This is a genomic window from Paenibacillus sp. JNUCC-31 (assembly GCF_014844075.1).
GTDB lineage: Bacteria > Bacillota > Bacilli > Paenibacillales > Paenibacillaceae > Paenibacillus.
In genome coordinates, this window is the sequence record NZ_CP062165.1 from 2,065,233 (window position 1) to 2,090,724 (window position 25,492).

Consider the following 25,492-nt stretch of genomic DNA (forward strand, 5'->3'; position numbering starts at 1 on the left):
GAATTATTCCCCCTCTACCTCTTGTTGTACAACTTCTACCTCATCCGGACGATACACAGCTTTCAGCTGTCCGGCAGCATCTGTGGCAAACAGCACAGAGCGATTTTTCTCCAACAGGAACGTATACAGAGCTCCCGTACGCTTATCTCTGACTTTCACCTCATGATCCCAAGCGAACTCCGATACAAATACGTACAGATTCCCTTTCGGGAAGCTCAGCTTCCGGCCATAAATTCCTGCCAGATCACCGCCGGATATCCATTCCAGCTCATGTTCAATGCCAGCCACTTCTGATGCATATCGATACAGGTCTGCCAGCGGCTCATCCCGGCCGTTCAACTCCAGCGGCAGCGGACTCCAGATCAATTTTCCTTTGCCTAATGGCAGTAATACTACTTCATCAGGTGTATGATTCTCTGTATGAAGCAATGATTCCTTCGCCACCTCGGCAATCCGGCGACGACCATACGTGACGCGGTGATTCACCCCGTTAATATTCAGCATTTCTTCTCGCTGTACGTTGCCCAGACTGCGCTCACCGACAAGATGATCTGCACGATCACTTCTCTTCCAATAAGCATCCAACCCGAGTGGGCCAGTGATAAGCAGCGCAGCTCCCTCATTCTCCGCGAAGTTCAGCAGTTCACTTAACGCATCGTTGTCCATGTTGTGCGGACTCGGAACCATGATCAGCTTCGGTGGCTGCTGTTTCAACGCTTCCAGATGATACTCGGATACAGCCCGGAATGGCTGCTTCAGCTCATAAGCCATCACACGGGTCAATTTTGTGGTTGCATCGTAGGCCAGGGAACGGTTCGAGAAATCGTTGGAATACGGGAAGACCACTGCAATGTCCTCCAGCTCGCGATCGGTAAACAGGTCTCGAATTGGCTCCATGAATCGGCCAAAATCGTAAGACACATCGGCTTCAGGTTTTTCCGTACCATCCGCACGCAGCGCGCCGATATGAGATTCATTGGCATTATCCATATAGAAGTTGGTATTCCAGATCCATTGCACAGCTCCGGCACCGCCTGTTGAGAAGGCATAGGCATATTTGCGCTCCAGAATGCTGCGAAGCTCTTCCTCTGTACGTTTGGCCCGACCATCCGGGGTTTCCACATACATGATGCCTGTCTCCTGAATGAGATTGGGTTTATGTGGTGTTTTGGCGAAAATACCGTCCCAGATCAGGTCATCGTTGAGCCACCAGGAATGCACGGTTGTATAATCCACTTCCTGTTCATAGAAGAACGGGGAAGGGCGCTGTGCTCCGAGAGCTTCATCCTGCCCCACGGTAACCAGATGATGGGGAACAAGATCCTTGATCGTGCCTACAAGCTCTCTCGCCCAAACATTATGCATCTCCATGGAAAAGAGACAATAATCGAGCCAGCGTGTTCCTTTTTTAGCCTTGTGCATGTCCTGTACATCGAAGTTAATCTCTTCCGGTTCAGGAATGACTGCTGCGGTAAAGTCCGGGAGCTGCTTAGGTGACATGTTCCATGCCTCCTGCAATGCTTCAATCGTCTGATGTCGCTGCTGAAGCCACTCGATAAACGCCTGCTGCTCATACAAATCTCTTGCCGAACGCGGTCCATCGGAGAATATGCGCACAGGATCAAACATCGACGGTTCATTAATCAAGTCCCAGTCCACATGTGTGGAATGTCTGTGACGACTAACAATGCTGCGAATGAATCGTTTCTGTGCATCGACGCTCTGCGGGTCCAAATATGGATTTGTTCCTTCCCACGTCTCGGGTGTAAAGGAGAAAAAGGTGAATGTCACTTGAAGGCCATGCCGTTTTGCCGTTAACAGGAACGCATCAATAGCACGCAGTACATCCTCGGACATGTGACCATCCACCTGCATCATATTGCGATAGGCAGTCCAGATTCCGGTCCGAATCCAGTTAATGCCCGCCTTCGCCATCTGTGCCATATCCCGATCCCACACATCCGCATTGGGAAGGAACAGGAATTTCCGTGCCACGTCTGAGGTCATGTAAGTCATACCAACAACAGGCAATGGACGACCGTCTTTAATAAAATAATCTCTGCTGCGTGTCATGACTTCCCCTTCTGCCAACAACGCTGCGTCCTGACCCCAGAAGCCCTGCCGCAGTATGCGAACTTCTCCATCAGGTGCCTGAACACGACCCACGATACGGTACAGCCCGCTCTCGATTGAAACCGGAAGAAGAATGCGTTCAAAACGCTGTTCGCCGGAAAGTTCCATCTCCAGTTGATGATTCCATACCTTCTCTACCGTGCCGTTTGTACGATCTTCCCGTTCAACTGTTAGATCAAACGTCCACAGCTCCGGCTCACTTCGTCTGCTGCCCGCACGCTGTAGAATTTGGGTTTGCAGGATCAGTGAAGCTCGTTCACCCGGCTCATACGACGCATAGTTCGGCTTCAGGGATAGTTCGGTCACACCTTTGGCGCAATACCGCGCCCAATTCACCATTTCGGCTGCTCCATCCTGTTCCCAGAAGGCAGCTGTCAGGGGCAGATGCACAAACAGCCAGCGCGAGCCGGCAAACGTACTGCGGGAGTTTTCCCATAATACGACTGGGGCTGCGATGCTGCGACCATCCTTGCTGCGGCCGCGGAGCAGCGGAGAAATCTGCGTGCTCATCGGACCTGAGGAACCCATCTGATGTGGCAAATCGCTTGTTTTGGTTGTATGAGGTACCAGATTCCACGTATCCGCACTCTCGAACAGTCCCTCTTTGCCTGCAAGGACTGGAATATCTTCTGAGGAAGTTAGTGAACCCACTTTGGCTGCAGATACTTTTAACGCCTCATGAATATAAAGTTCCTGGTGATACGCCGTTTGTTCCGACTCGGAAATCCATGCCCCATTCTCCTGACGAACAGGACGTTTGAATGGCGCGCCCCCAATGCTGATCAGACTTCCGCCCTGATGAAGAAAAGCTGCAATTTCGGTCCAAGCGGATTTTGGAAAATAAGGCGCATGCAGGTTCACGAAACACCCTTCACCAGCCGCTCTGCTCAAAGCCGATGCCAATTCATCCGCGCCCACAACGAAGATCTCTTCCGATGCTTTCCACGAATCAAGAGCACCTTGCGTTGGCAAAGTACCTTCCACCGGAAACGCCGGATCAGAGAAAATAATCAGCTTTGTTCCCTTCACCTGTGCGGTACTCATAGCAAACCATCCTTCATGGATTTATAGACCAACTGGGAGAACAGGCTGTTGGACCAGGCAAACCATTTTCTCGTAAAAATCGTCGGATCATCGGCATGGAAACCTTCATGCATATATCCTGTATCCGCATCCGTTGCTTCCAGCATCCGAATGATTTCCAGCTTCTCCTCGGCCGATTGAGCAGTTAACCCCTGCATGGACAGACCCATATGCCAGATGTAATCCGGCGGAGTATGCGGGCTGCCGATTCCTTTGGCAACTTTGCCCTCATAATAGAACGGATTCTCTTTGCTGAGCGCAAAACGTCTCGTATTCTGATAGATCGGATCATCCGCTGTGACATAGCCAAGATAAGGAATGGACATCAGTCCCGGTGTACCCGCATCATCCATCAGGCAGTAGTTGCCGAAACCATCCGTCTCATAAGCATAGATCGGACCAAATTCAGGATGACGGTAAATACCGTACAGCTGAATACCATGATCTACTTCGGCTTCCAGATCCTTAAGCTCCTGCAGGAACTCCATATCCCGGAATACCCACTCCGCGAACTCCTGCATCTGACGCAGGGCAACGACGGCAAACATATTGCCTGGAATGTTGTAATGGAAATCGCACGCATCATCACTCGAACGGAAACCGGACCAGATCATGCCTGTGTAATTAACGGGCATGCCTCGTCCGTTATTGCGGATTGAATCCGTAGCAATGCCGTTATTGCGGGTAAAGCTGTATGGTGATTGCTCCATGTGATGCTGCTCCACCCGGAACAAATCCACGATTTTGCGCATGGCGGCTTTGAAGCTGGAATCGAAAATATCCGTCAGTTCGGTTTCTTTCCAATATAAATAAGCGAGACGCACAACAAAGCACAAAGAATCAATCTCGAATTTGCGCTCCCACACCCAAGGTGACATCTCGGTCACGTCGGTGGTATTCCAGTGCCAGTCATTGGCTGTCTCGTTGAAGGCGTTGGCATATGGATCAATATGAACATACTGGATGTGGCGCTTGATCAGACCACCAATAATGCGTTGCAGATCCTGATCTTCCTTGGCAAATGGAATGTAATGCACCACTTGCTCCACGGAATCACGCAGCCAGGAAGCTGGAATATCGCCGGTAATGACAAAGGTCGTGCCGTCATCCATCAATTTCGTTGTCGTTTCAATCGTATTGGGGAAACAGTTCTTGAATAACTGTAGCAGCTTCGGACGATGCGCCAGCTTCTGCTCTGCTTCTTCCATCACAGCCTGTACAGCTTGTGGCAATGCAACAGGGGGCATCGGTATTTTGGGTAATCTGAATTGTTCCATGAATGAGTGCACTCCTTAAACAAATTGAATGGTGTAGCCATAGCAAGATAAACCCATTAACTGTACACTAGGCCACTACGATTGCAGTACCATCTTCCGATCGCTGTTATCCCCAGATTTTTTTGATTCCCTTCTCCAAAGGGAAAATCCGGGGATAGCGTATGCTTCCGATGTAGCTTTCTTTCAGAAAGCTTTTAGGCGAACACTCAGCTTCTCCATCTGGTTCTGCACTCTACGTTTTCGTGTACATGGTTTAGTTCATCTTACATAGCTCAGAGTATTTCAAAAAGGTTTACCGTAGTAACACGGTTTTTATTTCATAAGGTTTAAAAGACAATGTAATCTGACCATTGGTACTGGCCAGCAGCTCGCCTGCCTCTTCCAACGCATTGGAGAGATAGGCCTGTCCAAATGTATGCGGCCATTGCAGCGTCACACGTTCACGCGTGCCCGAAGATTCATAGAAACGGAGCACTGTACCGTGTCCTTCCTCTGCCGGTTTAACCGTATCCAGAATGACATGTTTGCTATCAAAATCAATCCATGTTCCGATAGCCGGACGTACAGGTACATCAGCTTCAGCTGGATCTACTCCCGCCCCTGCGCTCTGCTGTACTTGATCCCTCTGTTGCATTTGCTCCGCTTGCTGTACAGTCACTTCATGGTTCAATTCGGCTGCCTGACGTACCGTATGCGCAGTTCTCCAGTCGCCTTCATGTGGATACAGGGAATAGGTGAAGTCATGTTCTCCAATATCCGCAGTACGGTCAGGCCATCTCGGTGCACGTAACAAAGAGAGGCGAATTGTGCTTCCCTGTACGTCATATCCGTATTTGCAATCATTGAGCAGACTGACACCGTACCCATACTCGGAAACATCCGCAAACCGATGCCCGCACACCTCATACTGGGCTTGCTCCCAGCTCGTATTGCGATGGGTCGGACGCTCCAATGCACCGAATGGAATTTCATAGGTTGCTTTCGAAGTCAGTACATCGATCGGGAAGCCCACTTTGAGCAATTTATGATCTTCATTCCAGCTCACATGGGTCTTGAAATCGATCCGTCGATTGTCATGATAGAATATAACGTCCTGTGTGATTTCTGACTGATGAATTTTCCAGCGGAAGCGAAGTACATCCTTCGTCGTTCCTGCCAGCACCAGTTGCTTCTCCACAAGCTCCACTTCACCAGCAACCTGGGCCTCATAACGGCTGTCGATATCCCAGGCATCCCAGAGCGTCGGACGGTCATGGAAAAATTGAAATTGATTGCCGCGTTCACCCGGCTTCAGAATCTCGCGTTCTGCTGTCTTGTCCCACAAGCGGGATATCTCGCCTCGATCGTTAAACTGCACATCGTAATATGCGGTTTCCCATGTATCTGTAAAGTTCTTTTGTTCAGCAATGCTCGTCATTTCCCGTACATTTGTTTCCCTAGCATTTTCCGGTATAAGCCAAATCGTCTTATGCCCAAACGCTGGAATGTCCGTCACCAGAATCGAAATTTGGCTATCTTCCCTATCCATTCGCAAGCGCTGACCTTTTTCATCTATTACATAACGGTCCAACCCATCATGCATTTGAAGTTGAACGATTGCATTTCGATTCCAGCCGAGGCTGTTGAACACAACATAAGGTAGAGAACCCTCTGGCCCCTGCGTGTTAATTCCCCTCGTCAATGCGGCCACCCCTTGATTCAGTCCTGCTCTACCCAACTCAAATACCCGAACATACTCCTCATCCGACGTTACATAGGATTCTGTAATGGCCGAGCCTGGAATAATATCATGGAATTGATTCAGCAAAATCAGCTTCCAGCCATCATGCAGGGAAGAGCGTATTTCCGCTTCCTGCTCTGCCTCCATATTCGATAGTGCAAGGGTATTCCACAATTCAGCTTCCCGATAAAGCACCTCGGCCTTCCGGTTGTTGCGCTTATTGCGACCATGGGTCGTATAGGTGCCCCGGTGAAGCTCCAAATACAAGTCGCCATGCCACTTCGGAAGATCAGGCTGGGCCTTCTCGATTCCGGCAAAAAAAGCTCCGGCGGTACTATAGCCATTCCTCGGTTGTCCAACCATCAACTCCGAACGATCCACATACTCCAGCATCTCACGCGTTACTCCGCCACCGCCATCACCATGCCCGTACAGAAGCATATGCTCCGGATGCGCTGCCTTCTCCCGGTAAGACTGCCAATGATCATGAATATCCTTCGGCAGCGTATGCTCGTTAACACCATGATTGAGATAGGAAAGGATCGCCGTGCCATCAATGCCCACCCAGTGAAAAAGATCATATGGAAACACATTCGTATCATTCCATCCGAGTTTGGTCGTCATGAAGTACTCGACATTGCCATGCTTCAAAATCTGGGGCAGAGACGCACAATAACCAAATGTATCTGGCAGCCATTCAATCTGTGATGTTTTGCCGAACTCCTCCATATAAAAGCGCTGACCGTATAACATCTGACGAATCAGGGATTCCCCGCTCGGAATGTTCAGATCCGGCTCAACCCACATACCGCCAACGAGTTCCCAGCGTCCTTCGGCAATGCGCTTCTTTACCCGTTCATACAGTTCTGGATCATGCTCCTTCAGAAAAGCATACAGCAAAGGCTGGCTCTGGGAATAAACATAATCGGGATATTCATTCATCAGTGCATCCACCGTGGAGAATGTACGACTCGTCTTACGCACCGTCTCACGTACAGGCCACAACCAGGCAATGTCGATGTGCGATTGTCCCACCATATGCTCCAAACCTTCGGCGTTACCACCGATTTCTCTTACCTCACGAATCAGGTTTTCTTCGATGGTGCGGATGCCTTCCCCTTGCTTGACTGCTTCTTCTGTCAGACCTACAAATTGATCCATCGCCCGATAGATCGCTTCCAGCAGGCGTACACGGCGGAAATCACTTTCGGGGATCAGCACTGCGGAATCGCGTACAATGGTGACCGTGTACATCAGGCTGCGGACAGGTTCATTCGGCCGCACCAGCAAACTGCGTATTGATGTAATCGGTGGCTGAATAACCGCTTGCTGATTCAATGGATCTACAGGCTCGGGTACCGGATCGAATAACTCAATCTCAAGCTCGGGCTGAGTCCCGATTCGGGAAGGGTCGAGTGTTACATACGTATGATTGCGATCCAGGCCCTGATAGGAATGTCCATTGACCCGCAGCAAACCTTCCCCACCGGATTCAAAAACAAGACCGTATGGTTCCTGCTGCCAGGAGGCGGGCACTTCCAGACGTGTACGGAAGAAATAGGTCGTTCCCTGTTCACTCGGGAAACGATTCAACCCTTCTCCTTCTGGATAAGCCTTCTGATCCTCATACTGTCCTGGCACTTTATAATAAGCACGGGTGATGTCCCAACTGCGCAGCTCCATTTGCTCCAGCCACTGACGTTCGGACAACTCGCGAATAAATCGTCTGATGCGTTCCATTTCCTTACGCCTCCTCTACCGTTAGCTCGGCGAACTGCGTATCATTTACATGTCTTCCGATATGAATATGGAACTTACCGGATTCAACGACAGGCGTGAGATCACGGCCGATATATTGCAGCTGCTCTGCTCCAATATGGAAGGTTACAGTCTGCGTCTCTCCAGGCTCCAAATTCACTTTCACAAATCCCTTCAGCTCCTTGGCTGGACGAGCCACTCGGCTGACCACATCGGATACATACATCTGAATGACTTCTGCACCTCTGCAAGGCCCCGTATTGGTGACCTTTACCGATACGGTAACCGTCTCGTCTGCTGTCATCGATTCCGTACTCAGCTTTGGCTCGCTGTATTCAAAAGTAGTATAGCTGAGCCCATATCCGAATGGATAGCGAGGCTCCAGATCCTCTTCCAAATACCGCTTGCCGCGTGATCGTTTACCATTGTAGTAAACCGGTATTTGACCCACATGCTTCGGAATGGAAATTGTCAGTTTGCCGGACGGATTCGCGTCGCCGAACAAAATGTCTGCAATGGCATGCCCACCTTCTTGCCCCGGATACCAGGCTTCCAGAATGGCATCAGCATGTTCATCCACCCAAGGTTCAGTAATCGGCCGACCGTTGATATATACAATGACAAGTGTTTTGTCAAGCTTGTGAATCTCCTGAATCAGTTCGAGCTGGACTCCGGCGAGTCCCAGTGTCATGCGGTCAATGCCTTCGCCACACTCCATGTCATTCCATGAGTTATCGGATACATTGGAAGCACCGGTCTTCAGATCGATCGTTCCTTCACCAAAATCTCGGGCACTTGAGCCGCCAACGACCATGATGACTGTATCGGCTTGCCTTGCCGTTTCTATCGCATGCTCGAATCCTTCTCTTGAATCGCCCTTGATTCGGCAACCTGGTGCGTAGAGCACCTCAGCTACAACATTCGACGAACGACCATCTGATCCTTCCCCCGCGTGTCCACTTTCACTAACGGCAAACTTACTGCGGATACCATCCAGCACCGTAGCCACTTTGGATTTTGGTTGGGGGGATGTATAGTCACCCAACTGGTTATAGGCTTGGTCTGCATTAGGACCAATGACAGCAATCCGGCCCGTTGTTGCCGTTGACAGAGGCAGCGTTGCCGCTTCATTTTTGAGCAAGACCACGCCTTCCGCTGCCAATTGACGTGCCAGCTGAATATGCTCTGCACTGCCAATGACTTCTGCCGCGCGATCAGCATCTACATAAGGCTGCTCGAACAGTCCCAGCTTAAACTTGAGCGACAGCACGCGGCGAACAGCCTGATCCAGTACATGCATCTCAAGCTTTCCTTCCGAGATCGCCTGTACCAGATATTGTCCAAACATCTCACCGGACATCTCCATATCAATACCTGCCTGAATGGCCTGTACGGATGCTTCCAGTCCATCCGCCGCCACATCATGCCCACTTGCGAGCATGTTGATGGCACCGCAGTCCGTAATGACCAGACCGTCAAAGCCCCATTCTTTACGCAGAACATCATCCAGCAATTCCGTATTAACGGTACATGGGATACCGTCAATTTCATTATAGGCCGGCATAATGGATTGAGCGCCTGCTTCAACAGCTTTGCGGAACGGATACAGGTCTACTTCCAGCAGCTCACGCCAGCCCATGTGTACCGGTCCCGCATTGCGTCCACCTTCCGAGCTGCCATAACCGACAAAATGTTTCAGTGTAGCCGCTACCGCATCCTCTTGGTCCAGACGCTCGCCCTGAAGTCCCTGTACGGAAGCAACAGCCAGTTCACCAATGAGATATGGGTCTTCACCAAAGCATTCCTCGGTACGCCCCCAACGTGGATCACGTACAACATCCAGTACCGGAGAATACGTTACCGCACCGCCTTGAGCACGCGTCTCACGAGCAACCGCCCGGCACATATCACGGTACAGATCCACATTCCATGTACTGCCCAAGAGCAGGGGAACCGGATAGACCGTACCGTCAATCGCCATATGTCCGTGTGAGCATTCCTCTCCGATCAGAATGGGAATCCCCAGTCTGGAATGCTCCACAGCATGATGCTGAATCAGGTTTACGGCCTCTGCCCCTTCTCTGGCAGACAGTCCATTTTCAAGCGTAACACCCGTCCATGGATCTGCACGAAGCGCACCGTACAAAGAGCCTACGCCTCCGTTTTCCACTTGTTCTTTAAAGGATTCATTCAGCGTAATGTTCCCCTGATCATTCGTATAGGTCTGCCAGCCAAATGGCTGGATGAGTTGACCCGCCTTCTCCTCCGTGGTCATTAAGCTCAGCAGATGTTCTACTCGCTCTTCCACGGATTTGCTCTTATCCTTATATATCATCATCCTTCGATGCCTCCATCTGTAGAAGTGATTTGGTTATTCTTTGACGGCTCCGACTGTCAGTCCCTGTACAAAGTAACGCTGGAAGAACGGATAAGCGAAAATAATCGGCAACGTGGCGAGAACCACCATCGCCATCCGTGAAGTATCCTGCGGGATGGATTGCATCGCCGCCAGACTCATCGAGCTGTTCGCCGAGTTCTGCTGGATGAACTGGATGCTGGACTCGATCCGCATCAGCATGGATTGCAGCGGTACGAGGTTGGGATTATCGATATATAACAGCGCATTAAACCAATCGTTCCAGTAGCCGAGCGTACTGAACAATCCGATCGTCGCCAGCCCCGGCAGAGATAATGGAATGACAATTTTGAGAAACGTATAAAATTCTCCTGCTCCATCAATTTTCGCCGATTCAATGACCGCATCCGGTACACTGGTCGAATAGAACGTACGCAGGATCATGATATAGAAGGCATTCATTGCGAGTGGCAGGATCAATGCCCATAAGCTATCTTTCAATCCGAGAAGCTGGGATACGACCATATAGGTCGGAATCATCCCGCCGTTGAACAACATGGTCAGGATGGCAAATATGGAGAAAAATCTCCGATAACGGAAGCTCTTGCGGGAAATCGCGTAAGCATACAATGACATTAGAATTAAACTGACGATGGTACCTAGTACCGTGACCAAAATAGTTACCCCGTACGCACGCAGCAGCGTGTCTCCACTCTGCCAGACAAACTGATAGGCTGCGAGACTCCACTCCGCCGGAATGAGTCGGTACCCGTCGCGGGCCAGTACCTTCTCGTCCGTGAACGAGATGATGACCACAAATACAAAAGGAAAAACACAAATCAAAGCGAATAGTCCGGCAATAATGTTCATAATTACGTTCCAGCCGCTGGATACATGATGGAAGTCGCGTTTTTTTACAAGTTGAGCCACAGTGGTTCACTCCTTTCCCTTATCCTAGAATAGGCTGCTATCTTTATCGATTTTGCGTACAACATAGTTGGAAATGATAACAAGTACAAAGCCCACAACGGATTGATACAATCCGGCAGCTGTACTCATGCCAATCTCACCGCTTGTTTTCAAGCCACGATACACATACGTATCAATAACATTCGTGACAGAATACAACGTACCTGAATCCCTTGGAACCTGATAGAAGAGACCAAAGTCGGCATAGAAGATACGACCCACGGCCAGCAAGGTCATAATAATGATGATGGGGGATAACAATGGAATCGTTATATTGCGAATCTGCTGCCATTTGTTTGCACCATCGATCATCGCTGCCTCATACAGCGACCGATCAATCCCCAGGATGGAAGCCAGATAGACAATGCTGTTGTACCCGATGGTTTTCCACAAAGCTACGAACACCAGGATATACGGCCAATACTTTGCTTCCGAATACCACTGAATGGGTTCCACGCCGAACCACCCAATAATTTGGTTCAACATCCCCCGGTCCATGCTCAGGAAGCTGAACGCGAAGTAACCGACAATAACCCAAGACAGAAAATACGGCAGGAACATACCTGTCTGATACAATTTGGCCAATCGTTTATTAATCAGCTCCGAGAGCAGAATTGCCAAACCTACAGCGAATACCAGCCCCAGAACAATAATGGCAATGTTATAAAAAAGCGTATTTCGAGTAATGAGCCAAGCATCGTTGGTGCTGAACAGGAATTTGAAGTTATCCCAGCCTACCCATTCACTCTTCATCAGACTTGCCCAGAAGCCTTCGCGGCTGAAGCGATATTGCTTGAATGCTGCTACTGTGCCCACCAATGGCAGGTAGGAGAAGAAGAAGAACCAGATGGCGCCTGGCAGCACCATGAACAGCATGACTCGGTTTCTAATCAAATTTTTCAAAAATGACGTCATATGGAGATCCTCCTTCAGGCTTGAATGAAAAAGGATCGGACGCAACAAGCAGCGGCCCGATCCCTGAATTTACCCTTACTTATTTGCCGCTCTCCAGGCATCAAGCTGGGTTTGGGCTTCAGCCATCACTTTTTCAAGTCCGGCTTGATTGAACTTCTCAATCACTTGCTCCAAATTGGTCTCCGGGTCCAGCGTACCTGTCATCAATGCGGCCCAGTATTGCTCTTTGACATTCTGCACTGCTGTCAGTTCCGAGGACACGTTACTTGAATCAAAGTTAAAGCTCAAAATTGGGGAATTTACACCCTCTGCATTAAACTTCTTGAACTCATCCCATTTGTTATCCGGGTCATTGTTGTTCAGATACAATAACATGTTGTTACCGAGAGAGTACGAAGGCATATCGTAGTTCTTGGATTCAGCCAGATTTTCCATGTGCGTATCATCCACTTTTTTGTAGTGAACGCCCTCAATACCTGAATCGACCATATTGCGCAGCACTGGATCTGTATTCAGCAGGTTCAGGAACTCCATTGCTTTTTCCGGATATTCAGAGTTGGCCGAAATGGCCATGATCGAACCTTGTACAGACGTGTTGGTGATGATCGCATCACTCGCTGGTGTGGAAACCACCGGATATCCGTAACTTGCCGACCATTGGTTGTCCGCGAGTGGTTGTGTCTGTGCACGATCCAGGAACCAGTTGCCTGATGTAGTCAGGTCATTGGTAGATCCTGTTGTTGCTGCCTCTGGCGATACATAACCAGCTTTGTAGTATTTGTGCATCGTTGTGAGTGCTTCTTTCATTTCCGGAGTCTCCAGAATGTTCACAATTTTATAATCCGTGGTATCCAGTTTGACTGCCATTGGCAAATTCTGAATGACATAGTCATAAGGAACATAAGGAACAAAGTTTTTATCCATTCCAAACGGAGTCACACTTGGCTCATTTTCCTTGATTGTTTTGAGCAAAGGCTCCAGACTGTCTAACGTACGAACATTGGAGATGTCCATTTTGTATTTATCAAGCAGCGTTTTGTTGAAACGCCATACCTCTTGTTGAGGCAGCTCCTTGTTGGCCGGAATACCGTAGTTGTGTCCGTCTACCTTGGAACCGCTCAGGAATGCAGGATCAATGGTTTTGGTGAGATCCTGACCGTGTTTCGCGAGCAAGTCATCCAGCTCCAGGAATGCACCCTTTCTTGCATTTTGAACATAGTCAAATCCGCCGGATGAGGTGAACAGGATGTCCATTGGCTCGCCAGATGCTACATTAACTTGCATCTTTTGCGGATAGTCACCCCAGTCAACCATTTTCATCGTTACCGTGGCATTGATTTTTTCCTTGGTGTACTTGCTGACTTCTTCCATCACTTTATTGACATCTTTCTGAGGGGTACCGATGGTGTACCAGATCAGCTCGACAGCGTCTTCGCCTGCTCCCCCTGATTCTGAAGCTTCCTTGCTTCCTCCACAGGCACTAAGAACAACTGTAACCGCCATCAAAAGTGCTAGAACGAGAGAAAAACTTTTTCTTTGTTTACTCATTTCCTTGATCCTCCCTTTTCGTGTTCCCTTAAGCTCTACAATCTAACTGCTTTAACCTTACCGAATGAAAGCATTTTCAAAAAGAAGATAAACTTAATATTTCGAGGTACAAATTAAAGAGAAATCAGTACCGGTTCATTAATTTGTACCGATTTGAATAAATCGCTTACATGAGAAAGACATCCTGAGTAACATTTGGCACCAACGTGATCGCATGCCCTCATGTTTCCAGAATGCCTCATCCATTTCTGTCTGCTGTTACAGTCTGAATTCCATCGAAGATTAACCAAAAACCTTAAAATCGGTAGGTGAAATCCCCACATATTTACGGAACTGTTTATAGAAATAACCTGTCTCCCAGTACCCCACATTCCTTGCGATTTCATGTACTTTCAGATTCGAATTGCGCAGCTGTTCCTTGGCACGTTCAATCCGGTATTTATTGATATATTCGGCAAAAGTCTCACCCGTCTCCTTATGGAACAGTTGTCCCAAATATACCGGATGAAGATGATAGTGAGCCCCCAGCAGCTTCAGGGAAAGCTCTTCTGCATAATGTTTGTCAATATGTTGAAGCACCTGGTTGACGATCGGATTCTTCAAATCCTGAAGCAGGGACTGAATTGTCTCCGTACCCACCTGCTGCAATGCCTGTACAAGTTCATCAAAGGTGCTGCTATCCAATACAAGACGAAGCCCTTGTTGGAAAATGGCAGACTCATCGGTATGTTTAATGCCCTCCAATTCCATCTTGAAACGAATGACTACTTCCAGTGCAATGTTCTGTAATTCGGCGGGCGTAACCCCATCGCGACGCTGTTCCAGATCTGCCCGAATTCGCTCGGTAAGCATCTCTGAATTGCGGGACAGAATAAGCTTGGCATACTCCTTCCAATCGATGGAGAAGGAAGAAGTGGAATCCCCGCACCTTTCCAATATGGCATGGTCAATTACTTTAAGGTCGGGATAGATCATGACATACTGGAGCGCCTTTTTTGCCTCTTGATAACTTGCCGGCGCATTGTGAAGCCCCTTCATCATACTTCCTGCCCCAATCACAACCGCAGGATATGTCTCCGATAGCGCAGTCGATAGTAGCTGAAGGCAATCCATAAACTTTTGCTCCTCGTCCTCATCTGCGTGCACATTGGCAACGATGACAATATCACCATCGATATCATGGAATACATTCAGATATGGCTTTTCTTTCAGCATACCCTCCACTCGCTCGAACATGCCGAATTCCTCCCCTTTTGCGCGCAGGATAGCCACTGCAACGTCAGGTGCGTCCAACGAAAGGTTCATGAACAGCGCGCGTTCCTCAAATTCTCTGGGCGCAATCTGTCCTGTCAGCCATCGGTGAAGGATGTTGTCTTTCAGAATCTGAACACCGTAAGCATCATCTGTTTGAGGAGACAACACATGATCCAGCTTTGCAGCCGTATTGCGGAGCGTCGATTCAAGCTCTTCCACATTGATCGGTTTGAGCAGATAATTTTCGATGCCCAGCTGCATGCCCTCTTTCAGATATTCAAACTCATTGAAACCACTCAGAATAATAACCTTGATATCTGGCTGCAATCGCCGCGCTTCCCGAATCAGATCCAGACCATTCATGATTGGCATGGATATGTCTGTGATCAGAATGTCCACGGGCTGTGACGACAGGGCATTTAATGCAGCCTGTCCATTACCGGCATGGCTTACAATTTCCATTTCGAATGATGACCAATCCAGAATATCGTACAATCCTTCAATGATGAACGGTTCATCATCCACAATAAATACCTTGTACATATTAAACACCTGTCCCTTCCATATGAGGATAACGAACCCTGATCAGGGTTCCTTCTCCGAGTGTACTCTCGATCGTGATGCCGAATTCCGGTCCATATAAGAAACGTAAACGGGTGTGGACACTGCGCAGTCCGAACATCTGGCCCGATTCTTCCGGGCGTTCCAGTTCTTCAAGAATCTCTGTCAGGCGCGCAGGATCAATGCCTTTGCCGTTATCTTTAACCTCTACCTGTAATACGTCGTCCAACTCTTCAACAACAATCGATAATTGGTTATCGGAACGTTCTGTTTGAATGCCATGCACCACATAATTTTCAATAATCGGTTGCAGGGATAGTTTGACCACCGGATGTTGGTTATGTTCAGGGTCCAACTGAATTGTATACATGAAAATATCCTTATAGCGAATCCGGAACAACTCCAGATATAAACGGCAAGCTTCCATCTCATCCTTCAGTGTATAGTTTTTCTTTTGCTGAACGAGGCTCTTGAATAACACGGATAAACTGTAGATCATCTCACCGACATCCTTCGCTCCCTGCGAAATCGCCCTCATCCGAATAACCTCAAGGGTGTTATAGAGAAAGTGAGGATTAATTCGAGCCTGAAGTGCAACTAGTTCCGTCTCCTTCTGTTTAATCTCGGCTTTGTAGACCCGTTCAATATACTGATTAAGTTCATCCAGCATATCGTTAAAGCTGTGCGAGATCTGTCCCAGCTCATCATCACGGGTATCATCGATGCGTGCTGTCAGATTGCCGTATTTCACCCTTTGGGTGAAACGAATGATTCGGCGGGTGCGTTTAGCAAAATTAATAATGAAAAACGCCGGAACCAATACGGCAAACAGGATACATATGATGCTAATCGAAACGATTGTATTGCGTGTACCCGCGTAGGCTTCAGCCATCTCATTCACAGGAACCGTGCCAACAACCACATATCCCTGATCCGCCGAGACAAACTTGTTCACATACATGTTCCGCTCCTTTTTCATCGAATCCATGTCGGTCTGGTCAAACAATGAATCGGCCACATTCACATACGGATATTGCTTCCCGTAATAGTAGTTGTTGGAGTCGAACAATACCGTGCCCTTGGCTGATAGCACCACAATTTCTCCCTTAAGGTTACTTTCATAACTGTCGAGAGCATTGCCAATGCCCGCAGAGTCAAAGAAAACGAGGAACTGTCCCAAATTTCGAAGGGTCTGTGTATTGTTGATGGGCACACGAATCGCATACAGCGCCGGGTCCCATTGATTTATTTCTTTGCGTATCCAATAGTTTGGCGCGCTGATATTTGGAGTCTCCATCGCCATCACGTCAGGAATATAGGAATGAGCCACGTTGGTGTCCAGCTTCCTGAATTGCTTATGCTGATTGAAGGTAGATAGATCCTGCCGCTCTGCACTATATAACATCACTTGATTGATATCCGAATTGCGATCCATGATGTTCTGAAAATGCTTCAATACGTCAGCAGAATAATCATCCTGATTCGCGTAATACCCATTCGTCAGATGCTGCACATATTCGGCGTACGTGTGATTCATGAGATAGGTAATATTGGCTGACAACGCCTCATTCTGATGCATGTCCCTCACCATGTTCTGTACCGATTCATACTGTTGGTGAATATAACGGTCGACACTTTCCATCGCCGCTTTCTGAATCGCCAACTCTCGGCGAATTGTTGCGTCGGACACCGACAGGAAAATGATATAAGACAAAGTAATAATCGTTACAATCGAAATCATGGAGAAGATGAACAGCATCTTCATAAACATATTATTTTTGAAGAAATTTTTGTAAACGCTAACAATTTTCAAATCGCAAGTTCCCCCCGCTGCTGATTTCATGTCTAAATTATATCATCTGCCTTCTGACATTAACTTGTCACCTGGAACTTTTCTTTAGTTTATACCTGTGTTTCTTTAATTTCACCCTATTTGAAAATGCTTTCATGCACTATCGTTAACCATAAGTTTAGTTTTGTGTAAAAGAATACCTTACATTCATTCGACTCGAAGGAGGAACAACATGACACGCAAACACAAACCCAAAGGCTTCATTCCCAAGGTAACTGCAATGATGCTCACGTCAGCTCTGCTTGGACAGGTCATTGCCTCATCCGTTTATGCCGGAGACACGCTCCCTTACACAGGTGAAAGTGCCAAAGGGATGAACCAGCCCTATCAGCATGGCTACACCGCTGCCCAGATTCTGAATTGGACACCCGAAAGTGATATCCATGGTGATCTGCTTCGTGCCCATGTACCTTTGCAACCTCGCAATGATGCATTTGCTGCAACGCAAGCTTATCCCGAACTCAACCCCGACACCCAACTGTTTACCATGAGTGGCGATTATGGTAATGCCTTCTTTGATAGTACCCCTTACACGAACGAGTTCAGTCAGTACCTCTTTAATTATTGGCAGTATACAGACTATTACAGCTATTGGCATGGCATGGCTTCTGCGGGTGTACCAGAAGAATTGTACGATCCAAATAAAGACTGGACGGAAAAATACTTCGAGTTTGGCATTTTGAATATTCCCAATCCGGCCTATACCAATGCAGCACACAAAAATGGCGTCCGGTCCATCGCCAATATTTTCTTCTCCGACAATGACCGTGGACCCCAAACCTACAAACAGATGCTTGTGCAGGATGAAGACGGAAATTTCCCTGTTGCTGCAAAGCTGGTCGAAATGGCGAAATATTATAACTACGACGGATATTTCTTCAATCAGGAAGAAGTCGCGAAAGGCGTTGCCCCCGAAGATATCCCTTCCTACAAGAAATTCATGAAATATCTCAGGGACAACGGGTTATATGTTCAATGGTATGACTCCACTATCAATACAACGGGCAAAATTCAATACCAGAACCAGTTTAATGGACTTAACAGTCCATTTGTGCAAGATTCTGCATTAGGCCGAGTCTCGGATTCGATCTTCCTGAATTACGTATGGAACCATGACATGCTGCGTGATTCTCGCAATCATGCCGTTAGCCTGGGACTCGACCCACTGGAAACGGTATTTGCCGGTATCGAAGGTGGGAATGACCAGTTCGGCCGCTGGAAGCAGCTCTACGATTTGCGCAACAATCTGGACGAGAACGGCCAGCCGATGAACAGTATTGCAACGCTTGGTGCCGACTTTACCCATAATGCCCTGGATGAAGAGATGGGCGATGGCAGCACCAATCATAGAGCCGAAGATAAGTACCAGTGGATGACCTTTGTGCGCGACCGCGCCTGGTGGTCAGGTCCGAATCAGGACCCAACCAACGCACGCCGTACATCATCCGCCGATCTGTCCGATGTGTACGCTTCCGGTACAAAATGGGACGGCATCGCCGCTTATCTTACCGAACGCTCTGTCATTCATGGCTCCAATTTTGTGACCAACTTCAATACAGGCCATGGGCTGAAATATTATGAAGACGGCACGGTTTCCAATGAAACCGAATGGTCCAATATCAATATTCAGGATATCCCGGTCACCTGGCAATGGTGGATGGATAGCCAAGGTGACAAACTGACGGTTGATTTTGACTATGGTCCAACCTATGAGAAAGGTGCTCGCTATACTTACGATTCCATTGGTGCGTTCAACGGCGGCAGCTCTCTGGTCGTGAACGGGCGTCTGAATAAGGACAATTTCCTGCGACTGTACAAGACGGATCTGTCCATCAATGCACAATCCAAACTGGAACTCACCTATAACAAACCGTCTGTCAGCGACGCTTCGTCCATGCAAGTTGGACTGATCTTCGAAGATGAACCAACCAAGGTGGTCAAAGTTAATGTGCCTGAATCAGGCCAGCATACGGATGAATGGAAAACCACTACACTGGATTTGAGCGCATACCAAGGAAAGACCATTGCAGCTTTCGGTCTATCCTTCGACCCTAATGGCACTACAATTGAGAATTATCAAATGAACATTGGTGAGATCCGTATCTCCGATGGTTCTGCCGCCAAACCGAATGCTCCAACCGGATTCCATATTGCCAAAGCACTGACCAACACCGATGAGTTGGTTGTCGAATGGGATATCGAGGACTATTCCAAGGTTAAGCAATATAACCTGTATGAGAACGGTGTCTATGTCGGTGGTGTGTATGACTCCACATTTTATATTAAATCGCTCAAACAACCCACGGGTGAACTGTCCATTCGGGCTGTAGGCCCAGATGGTACCGAGAGTGAAGCAACCGTCCTGCCGTATGATCTGAATGCAGCTGTTCAGGACATTGATGTCAAATTCAAGAGCAATGGCGATGCCATTGTCCGTTGGAAAAACCCGAAAAAGAACAACGATAAAGAACCCATCCAGCTTACACTTCAAACTGAATATGCGAAGGAACCTTTCACCAAGACACTTCAGGTCAAAAAAGGAAAACAGTCTGCTACTTTGACCGGCCTTCCGACCAATGGTGAACATTACGTTCTGAATATTGCCATTGGCAAACAGAATCCAGTGACAATTACCGGACAGCTTGCAGATACTCAGATTACACCATACGCCAAGGAAAAGGTCACGGTAAAGGATGGAAAGTACACCCTCGCATTGCCTGAGTTGGAGGATTGGTACAAGATTTATATCTATGAAAATGAGGTACCCCGTGAATTCGGAGTGACTTACGTATCGCAGAAATTCCCTTATATCATTCGGGGCAGAACGAAGCTGAGCGAACTTACCTTCACACCTGCGTCCAGCAGCAGCTCACTGAAGCTGGTTATTGAAGATTATGCTGGCAACAAGGCAACGACAATTTTGCGATAAACGATCCACAAGGTTAACTGACTTATAGGAGTCGAGAAAACAGAAAAATCAATCACGCCCTTTCGCTTCCCCCACAGGAAGTCGGAAGGGCTTTATTCATGTTCGGTACTTTTATTTCTCCACATGGATACCCCATGTTCTCTAGTCTAGCAAAAAAAAGCAAGCCTCTATGGATAGAAGACTCACCTTTTGTGTCTATATCATTTTACCGTTTATCATTATGCTGTTCCAACAAATAAAACATATAATCCGTTGGCACGCCGGAGTAACCTTGCTGCCTTAACATCGCGGTCACATTGCCCCGGTGATATGTTCCGTGGTTGACAACATGCTGCAGGATGTCGGAAAAACGTGTTTCCATTTTACCGTATTTCGGATGCTCAATCGTCATCTTCTTGTGGGGGTCAGGCGTATGCCGCAGTAAATCGCGGAACCGCTCTGTAACGCTGCCAAACAGCTCCCGCATCTCATTCACGGTTTTGCCCTGCGCTTCCTCTGTCCAACCCGAGATCTTCGGAAAAATGTCCTCGTTCGGAACTTCAGCGAGCACTAACATATAAAGCTGTTCGAACAAATACATGTGCCCGAATGTTTGTGACACGGATGGAAATACGCTCGTCACTTCCGCATGGAAAGCATCCTCCGGGAGCTGTTCCAAGTGTGTGAACAACCGATCGTTCGCCCAAACATGATAGTCATACAATGGGTAAGGTTGTTGAAGCATAAATAAATTCACCCTTCCTTTTCTTCACCCTTTTTTGGCTGTCGCAGCCTTGTCTTTATCGTATACCAAGTTTGCTGACAACTATTGTCAGCGAACTTCAATCCCGATCGTCTTCATAATGTTTGGCAATACCGTATGCCAGTTCCTGGATCCGACGCTTCAGCTCCAGTGGTTCCCGGATGTGAATGGCCGTGCCGAACGTCATCAGATATGTCGGAAGGTACCTGTTCATCGTCGGAACATCGAGCAGAAACCGCGCCTCCCGATCGGTTCGTTCCACCAAATAGTGACGCATATGCCAGTGGCTGCAAACCGCATTCAGCTTGTCAGGCTCCCCCTCAATGCGAATCGCAGCCAGCGGTCCGTCTGCCTCTCGTGCTCGCTCGGACTGTTCGCGGAAAAAGGCGGCCGCTGAGAAACGCTCCGGCTTGTCAAATCTCGCTTCGGTTAGCTCCAGCTGCTCGATACGTTCGACGCGGAAGGTTCGCATTGCCTGCGACCGTTGGCAGAACCCAACAACGTACCATTCGTTTCGGTTGTAAGCCAGCCCATATGGATCGACTTCACGTTCGTTAGCCTGCTCCGCATTTGCTTTGCGATAAACCATACGAACAGTTCGTCCGCCGTTCGTCGCTTGTTCCAAGTTCCGCAACAACGGAACGACAGAAGGCGCACGCGCCGAAGAAACTACATCCAGGCTGCTCGTCTGACGGGAAAGATCATGACGCTGTTCTTCGTGCAGTCCGTTCTCGACCTTTTTCAACGCGTATTCCAGCTCCTCCGCGTATGGATAGCCTGCACCCTGCGCAAATTTAAACGCGTCCACAAGACCCTTTAACTCTAAGGCGTTGAAGAATAATGGTGTCTCCTTGAAACTCTCCAGAATACGAATGCCACCATCATGACCCGATTCCGCAACGACCGGCACGCCACTGGCACATAATGCGTCGATATATCGGTACACAGTGCGGACACTGATCTCCAAACTGTCCGCGATTTGCGCGGCAGTGTACTTTCTTCCGGATCGAAGCATCCACAGCATAGACAGCATGTTATCCCATTTTGCCATTAGAAGTCCCTCTTTTCTTTGAGAGAATACAACTCATCTACACATTGTACAATGATGTAAAAATAATCATCTAGCAAAAAGGCGAGTCACCATTGATCAGGAGACTCGCCTTATCGGTCTATATGATGAAAAGTTATGAAGTTCCCTTTTGTTTACTCGCCTGCATCTGCTGGGCAAACCTCATCATCTCTTCGAACTCTTCTTCGGATACTGCATTACCTTCGGCGCCTATGTCTTGTACAATCGGAATTTCGGGTTTGGCTTTGGTTCCTTTGCCGTATGTACGGGAACGGGTTCCAGCTGCACCAGCAGCTTGTTTGCCTTTGACCTTGGCTTGGTCGCGAATATATTGTACCGCCTTCTCATAGGAGTTCACCTGCTTAAGCAGCATGTTGGAGGCAATGGCCTCAACGAAGTTGCGGTTAATTCTTTGCTCACCGCCGGATACAAGCAATGCCATCAAATAATGAATCAGCACATTAATCACTTCACCAGGCAATTTGTAGCTGAGATCGATTTTCTCAAAAATGTCCACCAGGTTGTCCGGTACGGCTCCAGGGAAGAACGTTTGAAGCAGTCGTGTGTAAGGCTCATTGCGCAGCATCATGTTGTATTGATGAATATCACACTTGGTCGAAAATTGCGGAGGCACTTCGACGTAGTATTCCATCTGCACGACGTGTTCGACTGGTGGTTCACCAGAATCCTCTTTCCGCTCAGGCTCCTCCATATGCTGTCTTAGAGCCACAACCTTCGCTGCCTGTACCGTTTGCTGCTCATGCCGCTTCTTGGTCTGTCTGAACTGCAGGCTTGCCTTGTGTTGAAGATCATCCAGCACGAGTTGTCCCTGTGGGTTGAAGATATCATCCTCATCCAACAAACGACATACATCCTGTACGCTGAGATTGAACTTGTTCACCACATAATTCACAATGCCGAGCTGCTCATGATCGAACCGCAGCTGTTCTACATGACGACGATTGACCGACTCACGCGGAAAACGCAAGATTATGTCGGCATAATTCAAGCTGTTCTCCTCGGCTGCACCCGTTGTTCCGCTGCGCTGGGCCGAAGTCGACACTTCCGACAATGCCTGCTCGAGTTCGTAATCAATGACATGGGTGTTCAATTCAAATATATCGTAAAAAGGAACAGAAATATTCTCTTTATTAGCTGCCGGGTAAGGTGCTTCACCGCTCTCTATGGCTGAAAAACCGGAACGTAGTGAAAGTACGGCGAACTTGCCGATCTTGTCACGAAGCAGCAGTGTCAAATGCTGTGTGCGGAAAAATTCTGCCGGAGAGAGCGGCGGCTGCAGCTCATATTCATAGATGTAATCATCATTTTCCGGAATATACAGCCTTGCCGTCTGAAGCAGTCCCACAGCCTCCAGCTTGGATGCCTGCTCCACCAAATACTTTCGTCCTTTCTCGCTTGGCTCAAGTCCAAGTGTCATGAACAGCCTCCGTTGCTGCTCAAGCGCCGAGTAACCGACCTGTTCACCTGGAAGATGCTGAAAAAGCAGTCGATACAAGCCAACCGCAAAGGCACCTACCATGGGCTGATACGCTCCGGTAAGCATACGGTCATCCAGGGCACTAAGTCCAAACTCCCTGTATACGCAGTAGCGATGATGTTCAGTATAATGGTGCATATTGGTCATGCGCATAGCTTGATCTCCTTCTCCCGAAAAGGTTGTTTATCTATTCTATCATAAATGTCTGATCCTCAAATGTTCAAAAACAGGTAAAAAACGGACCTGTTCTCGCTCCGTTTCGTCCTAGGTCGACAGCATTCACGTTTTCGCAGAGTTGCTAGATTACTATAAAAGCTACAGCCTTAGAAAACAAGTGGAGATATGGAGAAATGTTATCCATATGTATATGAGGCTTAGCCCAAACATAATACGCAAGATTTGGATGCACGCCAAAAAAGCCTTCCCTTTGCATTCGTAAGCGTTTACGACAAAGGCAAGACCTTTACAGGAATATTGCGGTCAGCGAAAACTTCTTTTGCCGGCCAATTAAAACATTTTGTATCCACCCAGACGAAGTTTGCGAATGGTCCAGCCACTAATGATTGCTCCTGCCAGTCCAGCTATGCCTGTCATATAGTCTACAATATGGAAAGATCCCAAATGTGACATCAGCGATGCCGTATGATCCCACAGGGAATATACGACGACAGGCAGAATGACGATGATGAACAGATAGGAAGGGAACCAGGTTGTCTTCATCAGCATATTCAGAATGAAACCGATACCAAACATCATAACAAAAAATAATACCATCAATACCAGCACAGGTATGAACTGCATCGGGTGACGTTCACCTCTTCTTTCACTGACTCGGTTTCTCATACTATGGATAGTAGATAGTGTACCGCAAAAAATGTGGCGAAGCAACGAACTTTCTGGACAAATTTCCCTATAATCACCCTCTGTTCATTTGCCCTTCTGCTTCCTGTTGGGATACAATAAAGACGATAACGCATTCAACCGTCCCTTACCGGGATTTGGAAATATACCCTGCAGGAGGAATACAATTCATGAACGAAGCCGCATCAACACTGGAGGGCTGGTACGCCCTGCATGACTTCCGCTCGATTAACTGGGCCGCCTGGAAAGCTGCCGATGATGAGGAACGTGCCGTAGCACTGGACGAGCTGGAGGAATTCTGGAAAGAATGGAAGGAAGTCGAGAATTCATCCCAAGGGAGCACAGTCGTGTATACGGTTGTAGGCCAAAAAGCTGACCTTGTCATGATGCATCTGCGTGAAACGCTGGAAGATCTGAAGGCCGTTGAGAATGCCTTCAACAAAACGATGTTTGCCCAGTACACGACCAAATCGTATTCTTACGTCAGCGTAGTGGAACTGAGTAACTATTTGGGCAAAGAAGGCGAAGACCCTATGCAGAACCCGGAAATCATCGCCCGTCTCAAGCCGGTCCTGCCACAGCGACAATATATCTGTTTCTACCCGATGAACAAAAAACGCGAGCTGAACGACAACTGGTACATGCTCTCCATGGATGAGCGCCGCTCGATGATGCGCAGCCATGGCATGATCGGTCGCAGTTATGCTGGTAAAGTGAAACAGATCATTACTGGCTCCGTTGGTTTCGACGACTGGGAATGGGGCGTTACGCTGTTTGCGGATGATGCACTTCAATTCAAGAAGCTCGTATACGAGATGCGCTTTGACGAAGTCAGTGCCCGTTATGGCGAATTCGGCTCTTTCTATGTGGGAAGCCTGCTGAACGAAGAAACACTGGAAGACATGCTCAAGCTGTAGGAACAAATAGCAAAATAAAGCACCGGACATCTCCTGTAAAGGTCAATGTC

Annotated in this window: 15 protein-coding genes; 2 read left to right on the forward strand and 13 right to left on the reverse strand. The window is 48.2% G+C overall.

Translation table 11 applies throughout. The features are described from left to right. Nucleotides 1-3: 3 nt before the first annotated feature. The 9 genes from JNUCC31_RS08845 to JNUCC31_RS08885 all read right to left on the reverse strand — a co-directional run bounded on the left by JNUCC31_RS08845 (nucleotide 4) and on the right by JNUCC31_RS08885 (nucleotide 17,387). On the reverse strand, nucleotides 4-3,177 hold the full coding sequence (locus JNUCC31_RS08845; RefSeq protein WP_192270550.1) for a beta-galactosidase: 3,174 nt from the start codon (nucleotides 3,175-3,177) through the stop codon (nucleotides 4-6). Then, nucleotides 3,174-4,493, reverse strand: coding sequence for a glycoside hydrolase family 125 protein (locus tag JNUCC31_RS08850; protein WP_062324108.1), 1,320 nt, complete (start codon nucleotides 4,491-4,493; stop codon nucleotides 3,174-3,176). Before JNUCC31_RS08850 ends, JNUCC31_RS08845 begins: the two co-directional genes overlap by 4 nt. A gap of 292 nt (nucleotides 4,494-4,785) precedes the next feature. Further along, entirely contained in the window at nucleotides 4,786-7,953 is a 3,168-nt protein-coding gene (locus JNUCC31_RS08855) for an alpha-mannosidase (RefSeq protein WP_192270552.1), read from the reverse strand. 4 nt (nucleotides 7,954-7,957) lie between these two features. Beyond that, on the reverse strand, nucleotides 7,958-10,309 hold the full coding sequence (locus tag JNUCC31_RS08860; RefSeq protein WP_192270554.1) for a glycoside hydrolase family 3 N-terminal domain-containing protein: 2,352 nt from the start codon (nucleotides 10,307-10,309) through the stop codon (nucleotides 7,958-7,960). A 33-nt stretch (nucleotides 10,310-10,342) separates the two neighbouring features. Then, nucleotides 10,343-11,197 carry a carbohydrate ABC transporter permease gene (locus JNUCC31_RS08865; RefSeq protein ID WP_228469700.1) on the reverse strand — a complete coding sequence of 285 codons (855 nt, stop codon included), beginning with the start codon at nucleotides 11,195-11,197 and terminating at the stop codon, nucleotides 10,343-10,345. An 84-nt stretch (nucleotides 11,198-11,281) separates the two neighbouring features. Beyond that, a complete protein-coding gene (locus JNUCC31_RS08870; protein ID WP_192270558.1) occupies nucleotides 11,282-12,211 on the reverse strand; it encodes an ABC transporter permease in 930 nt (309 codons plus the stop codon). A 75-nt stretch (nucleotides 12,212-12,286) separates the two neighbouring features. Beyond that, on the reverse strand, nucleotides 12,287-13,759 hold the full coding sequence (locus JNUCC31_RS08875) for an ABC transporter substrate-binding protein (RefSeq protein WP_192270560.1): 1,473 nt from the start codon (nucleotides 13,757-13,759) through the stop codon (nucleotides 12,287-12,289). Nucleotides 13,760-14,041: 282 nt separating this feature from the next. Then, nucleotides 14,042-15,556: a response regulator transcription factor gene (locus JNUCC31_RS08880; RefSeq protein ID WP_192270562.1), complete on the reverse strand. Its 1,515-nt coding sequence runs from the start codon at nucleotides 15,554-15,556 to the stop codon at nucleotides 14,042-14,044. A gap of 1 nt (nucleotide 15,557) precedes the next feature. After that, nucleotides 15,558-17,387, reverse strand: a complete 1,830-nt coding sequence (locus tag JNUCC31_RS08885) for a sensor histidine kinase (RefSeq protein WP_416234428.1) — start codon at nucleotides 17,385-17,387, stop codon at nucleotides 15,558-15,560. A gap of 211 nt (nucleotides 17,388-17,598) precedes the next feature. Between JNUCC31_RS08885 and JNUCC31_RS08890 the strand changes: the two genes are divergently transcribed. Further along, the gene (locus JNUCC31_RS08890) at nucleotides 17,599-20,355 is read left to right on the forward strand and encodes an endo-beta-N-acetylglucosaminidase (protein WP_192270566.1); all 2,757 of its coding nucleotides are present in this window, start codon (nucleotides 17,599-17,601) and stop codon (nucleotides 20,353-20,355) included. A gap of 205 nt (nucleotides 20,356-20,560) precedes the next feature. Here JNUCC31_RS08890 and JNUCC31_RS08895 read toward each other — a convergent pair whose 3' ends face one another. The 4 genes from JNUCC31_RS08895 to JNUCC31_RS08910 form a co-directional block, all read right to left on the reverse strand. Next, nucleotides 20,561-21,079, reverse strand: coding sequence for a DinB family protein (locus JNUCC31_RS08895; RefSeq protein ID WP_192270568.1), 519 nt, complete (start codon nucleotides 21,077-21,079; stop codon nucleotides 20,561-20,563). Nucleotides 21,080-21,176: 97 nt separating this feature from the next. Continuing rightward, nucleotides 21,177-22,148 carry a helix-turn-helix transcriptional regulator gene (locus tag JNUCC31_RS08900; protein WP_192270570.1) on the reverse strand — a complete coding sequence of 324 codons (972 nt, stop codon included), beginning with the start codon at nucleotides 22,146-22,148 and terminating at the stop codon, nucleotides 21,177-21,179. Nucleotides 22,149-22,281: 133 nt separating this feature from the next. Further along, a complete protein-coding gene (locus tag JNUCC31_RS08905; RefSeq protein WP_192270572.1) occupies nucleotides 22,282-23,817 on the reverse strand; it encodes a replication initiation and membrane attachment family protein in 1,536 nt (511 codons plus the stop codon). Between the two features lie 354 nt (nucleotides 23,818-24,171). After that, on the reverse strand, nucleotides 24,172-24,465 hold the full coding sequence (locus JNUCC31_RS08910; protein ID WP_062324097.1) for a YuiB family protein: 294 nt from the start codon (nucleotides 24,463-24,465) through the stop codon (nucleotides 24,172-24,174). 230 nt (nucleotides 24,466-24,695) lie between these two features. Between JNUCC31_RS08910 and hemQ the strand changes: the two genes are divergently transcribed. Next, nucleotides 24,696-25,442: a hydrogen peroxide-dependent heme synthase gene (hemQ, locus tag JNUCC31_RS08915; protein WP_192270574.1), complete on the forward strand. Its 747-nt coding sequence runs from the start codon at nucleotides 24,696-24,698 to the stop codon at nucleotides 25,440-25,442. Nucleotides 25,443-25,492: the final 50 nt, after the last annotated feature.

Bases quoted from the DNA above. Each gene is read 5' to 3' on its own strand.
- JNUCC31_RS08845 (WP_192270550.1), bottom strand. From the start codon at position 3,177: ATGAGTACCGCACAGGTGAAGGGAACAAAGCTGATTATTTTCTCTGAT.
- JNUCC31_RS08850 (WP_062324108.1), bottom strand. From the start codon at position 4,493: ATGGAACAATTCAGATTACCCAAAATACCGATGCCCCCTGTTGCATTG.
- JNUCC31_RS08855 (WP_192270552.1), bottom strand. From the start codon at position 7,953: ATGGAACGCATCAGACGATTTATTCGCGAGTTGTCCGAACGTCAGTGG.
- JNUCC31_RS08860 (WP_192270554.1), bottom strand. From the start codon at position 10,309: ATGATGATATATAAGGATAAGAGCAAATCCGTGGAAGAGCGAGTAGAA.
- JNUCC31_RS08865 (WP_228469700.1), bottom strand. From the start codon at position 11,197: ATGAACATTATTGCCGGACTATTCGCTTTGATTTGTGTTTTTCCTTTT.
- JNUCC31_RS08870 (WP_192270558.1), bottom strand. From the start codon at position 12,211: ATGACGTCATTTTTGAAAAATTTGATTAGAAACCGAGTCATGCTGTTC.
- JNUCC31_RS08875 (WP_192270560.1), bottom strand. From the start codon at position 13,759: ATGAGTAAACAAAGAAAAAGTTTTTCTCTCGTTCTAGCACTTTTGATG.
- JNUCC31_RS08880 (WP_192270562.1), bottom strand. From the start codon at position 15,556: ATGTACAAGGTATTTATTGTGGATGATGAACCGTTCATCATTGAAGGA.
- JNUCC31_RS08890 (WP_192270566.1), top strand. From the start codon at position 17,599: ATGACACGCAAACACAAACCCAAAGGCTTCATTCCCAAGGTAACTGCA.
- JNUCC31_RS08895 (WP_192270568.1), bottom strand. From the start codon at position 21,079: ATGCTTCAACAACCTTACCCATTGTATGACTATCATGTTTGGGCGAAC.
- JNUCC31_RS08900 (WP_192270570.1), bottom strand. From the start codon at position 22,148: ATGGCAAAATGGGATAACATGCTGTCTATGCTGTGGATGCTTCGATCC.
- JNUCC31_RS08905 (WP_192270572.1), bottom strand. From the start codon at position 23,817: ATGCGCATGACCAATATGCACCATTATACTGAACATCATCGCTACTGC.
- JNUCC31_RS08910 (WP_062324097.1), bottom strand. From the start codon at position 24,465: ATGCAGTTCATACCTGTGCTGGTATTGATGGTATTATTTTTTGTTATG.
- hemQ (WP_192270574.1), top strand. From the start codon at position 24,696: ATGAACGAAGCCGCATCAACACTGGAGGGCTGGTACGCCCTGCATGAC.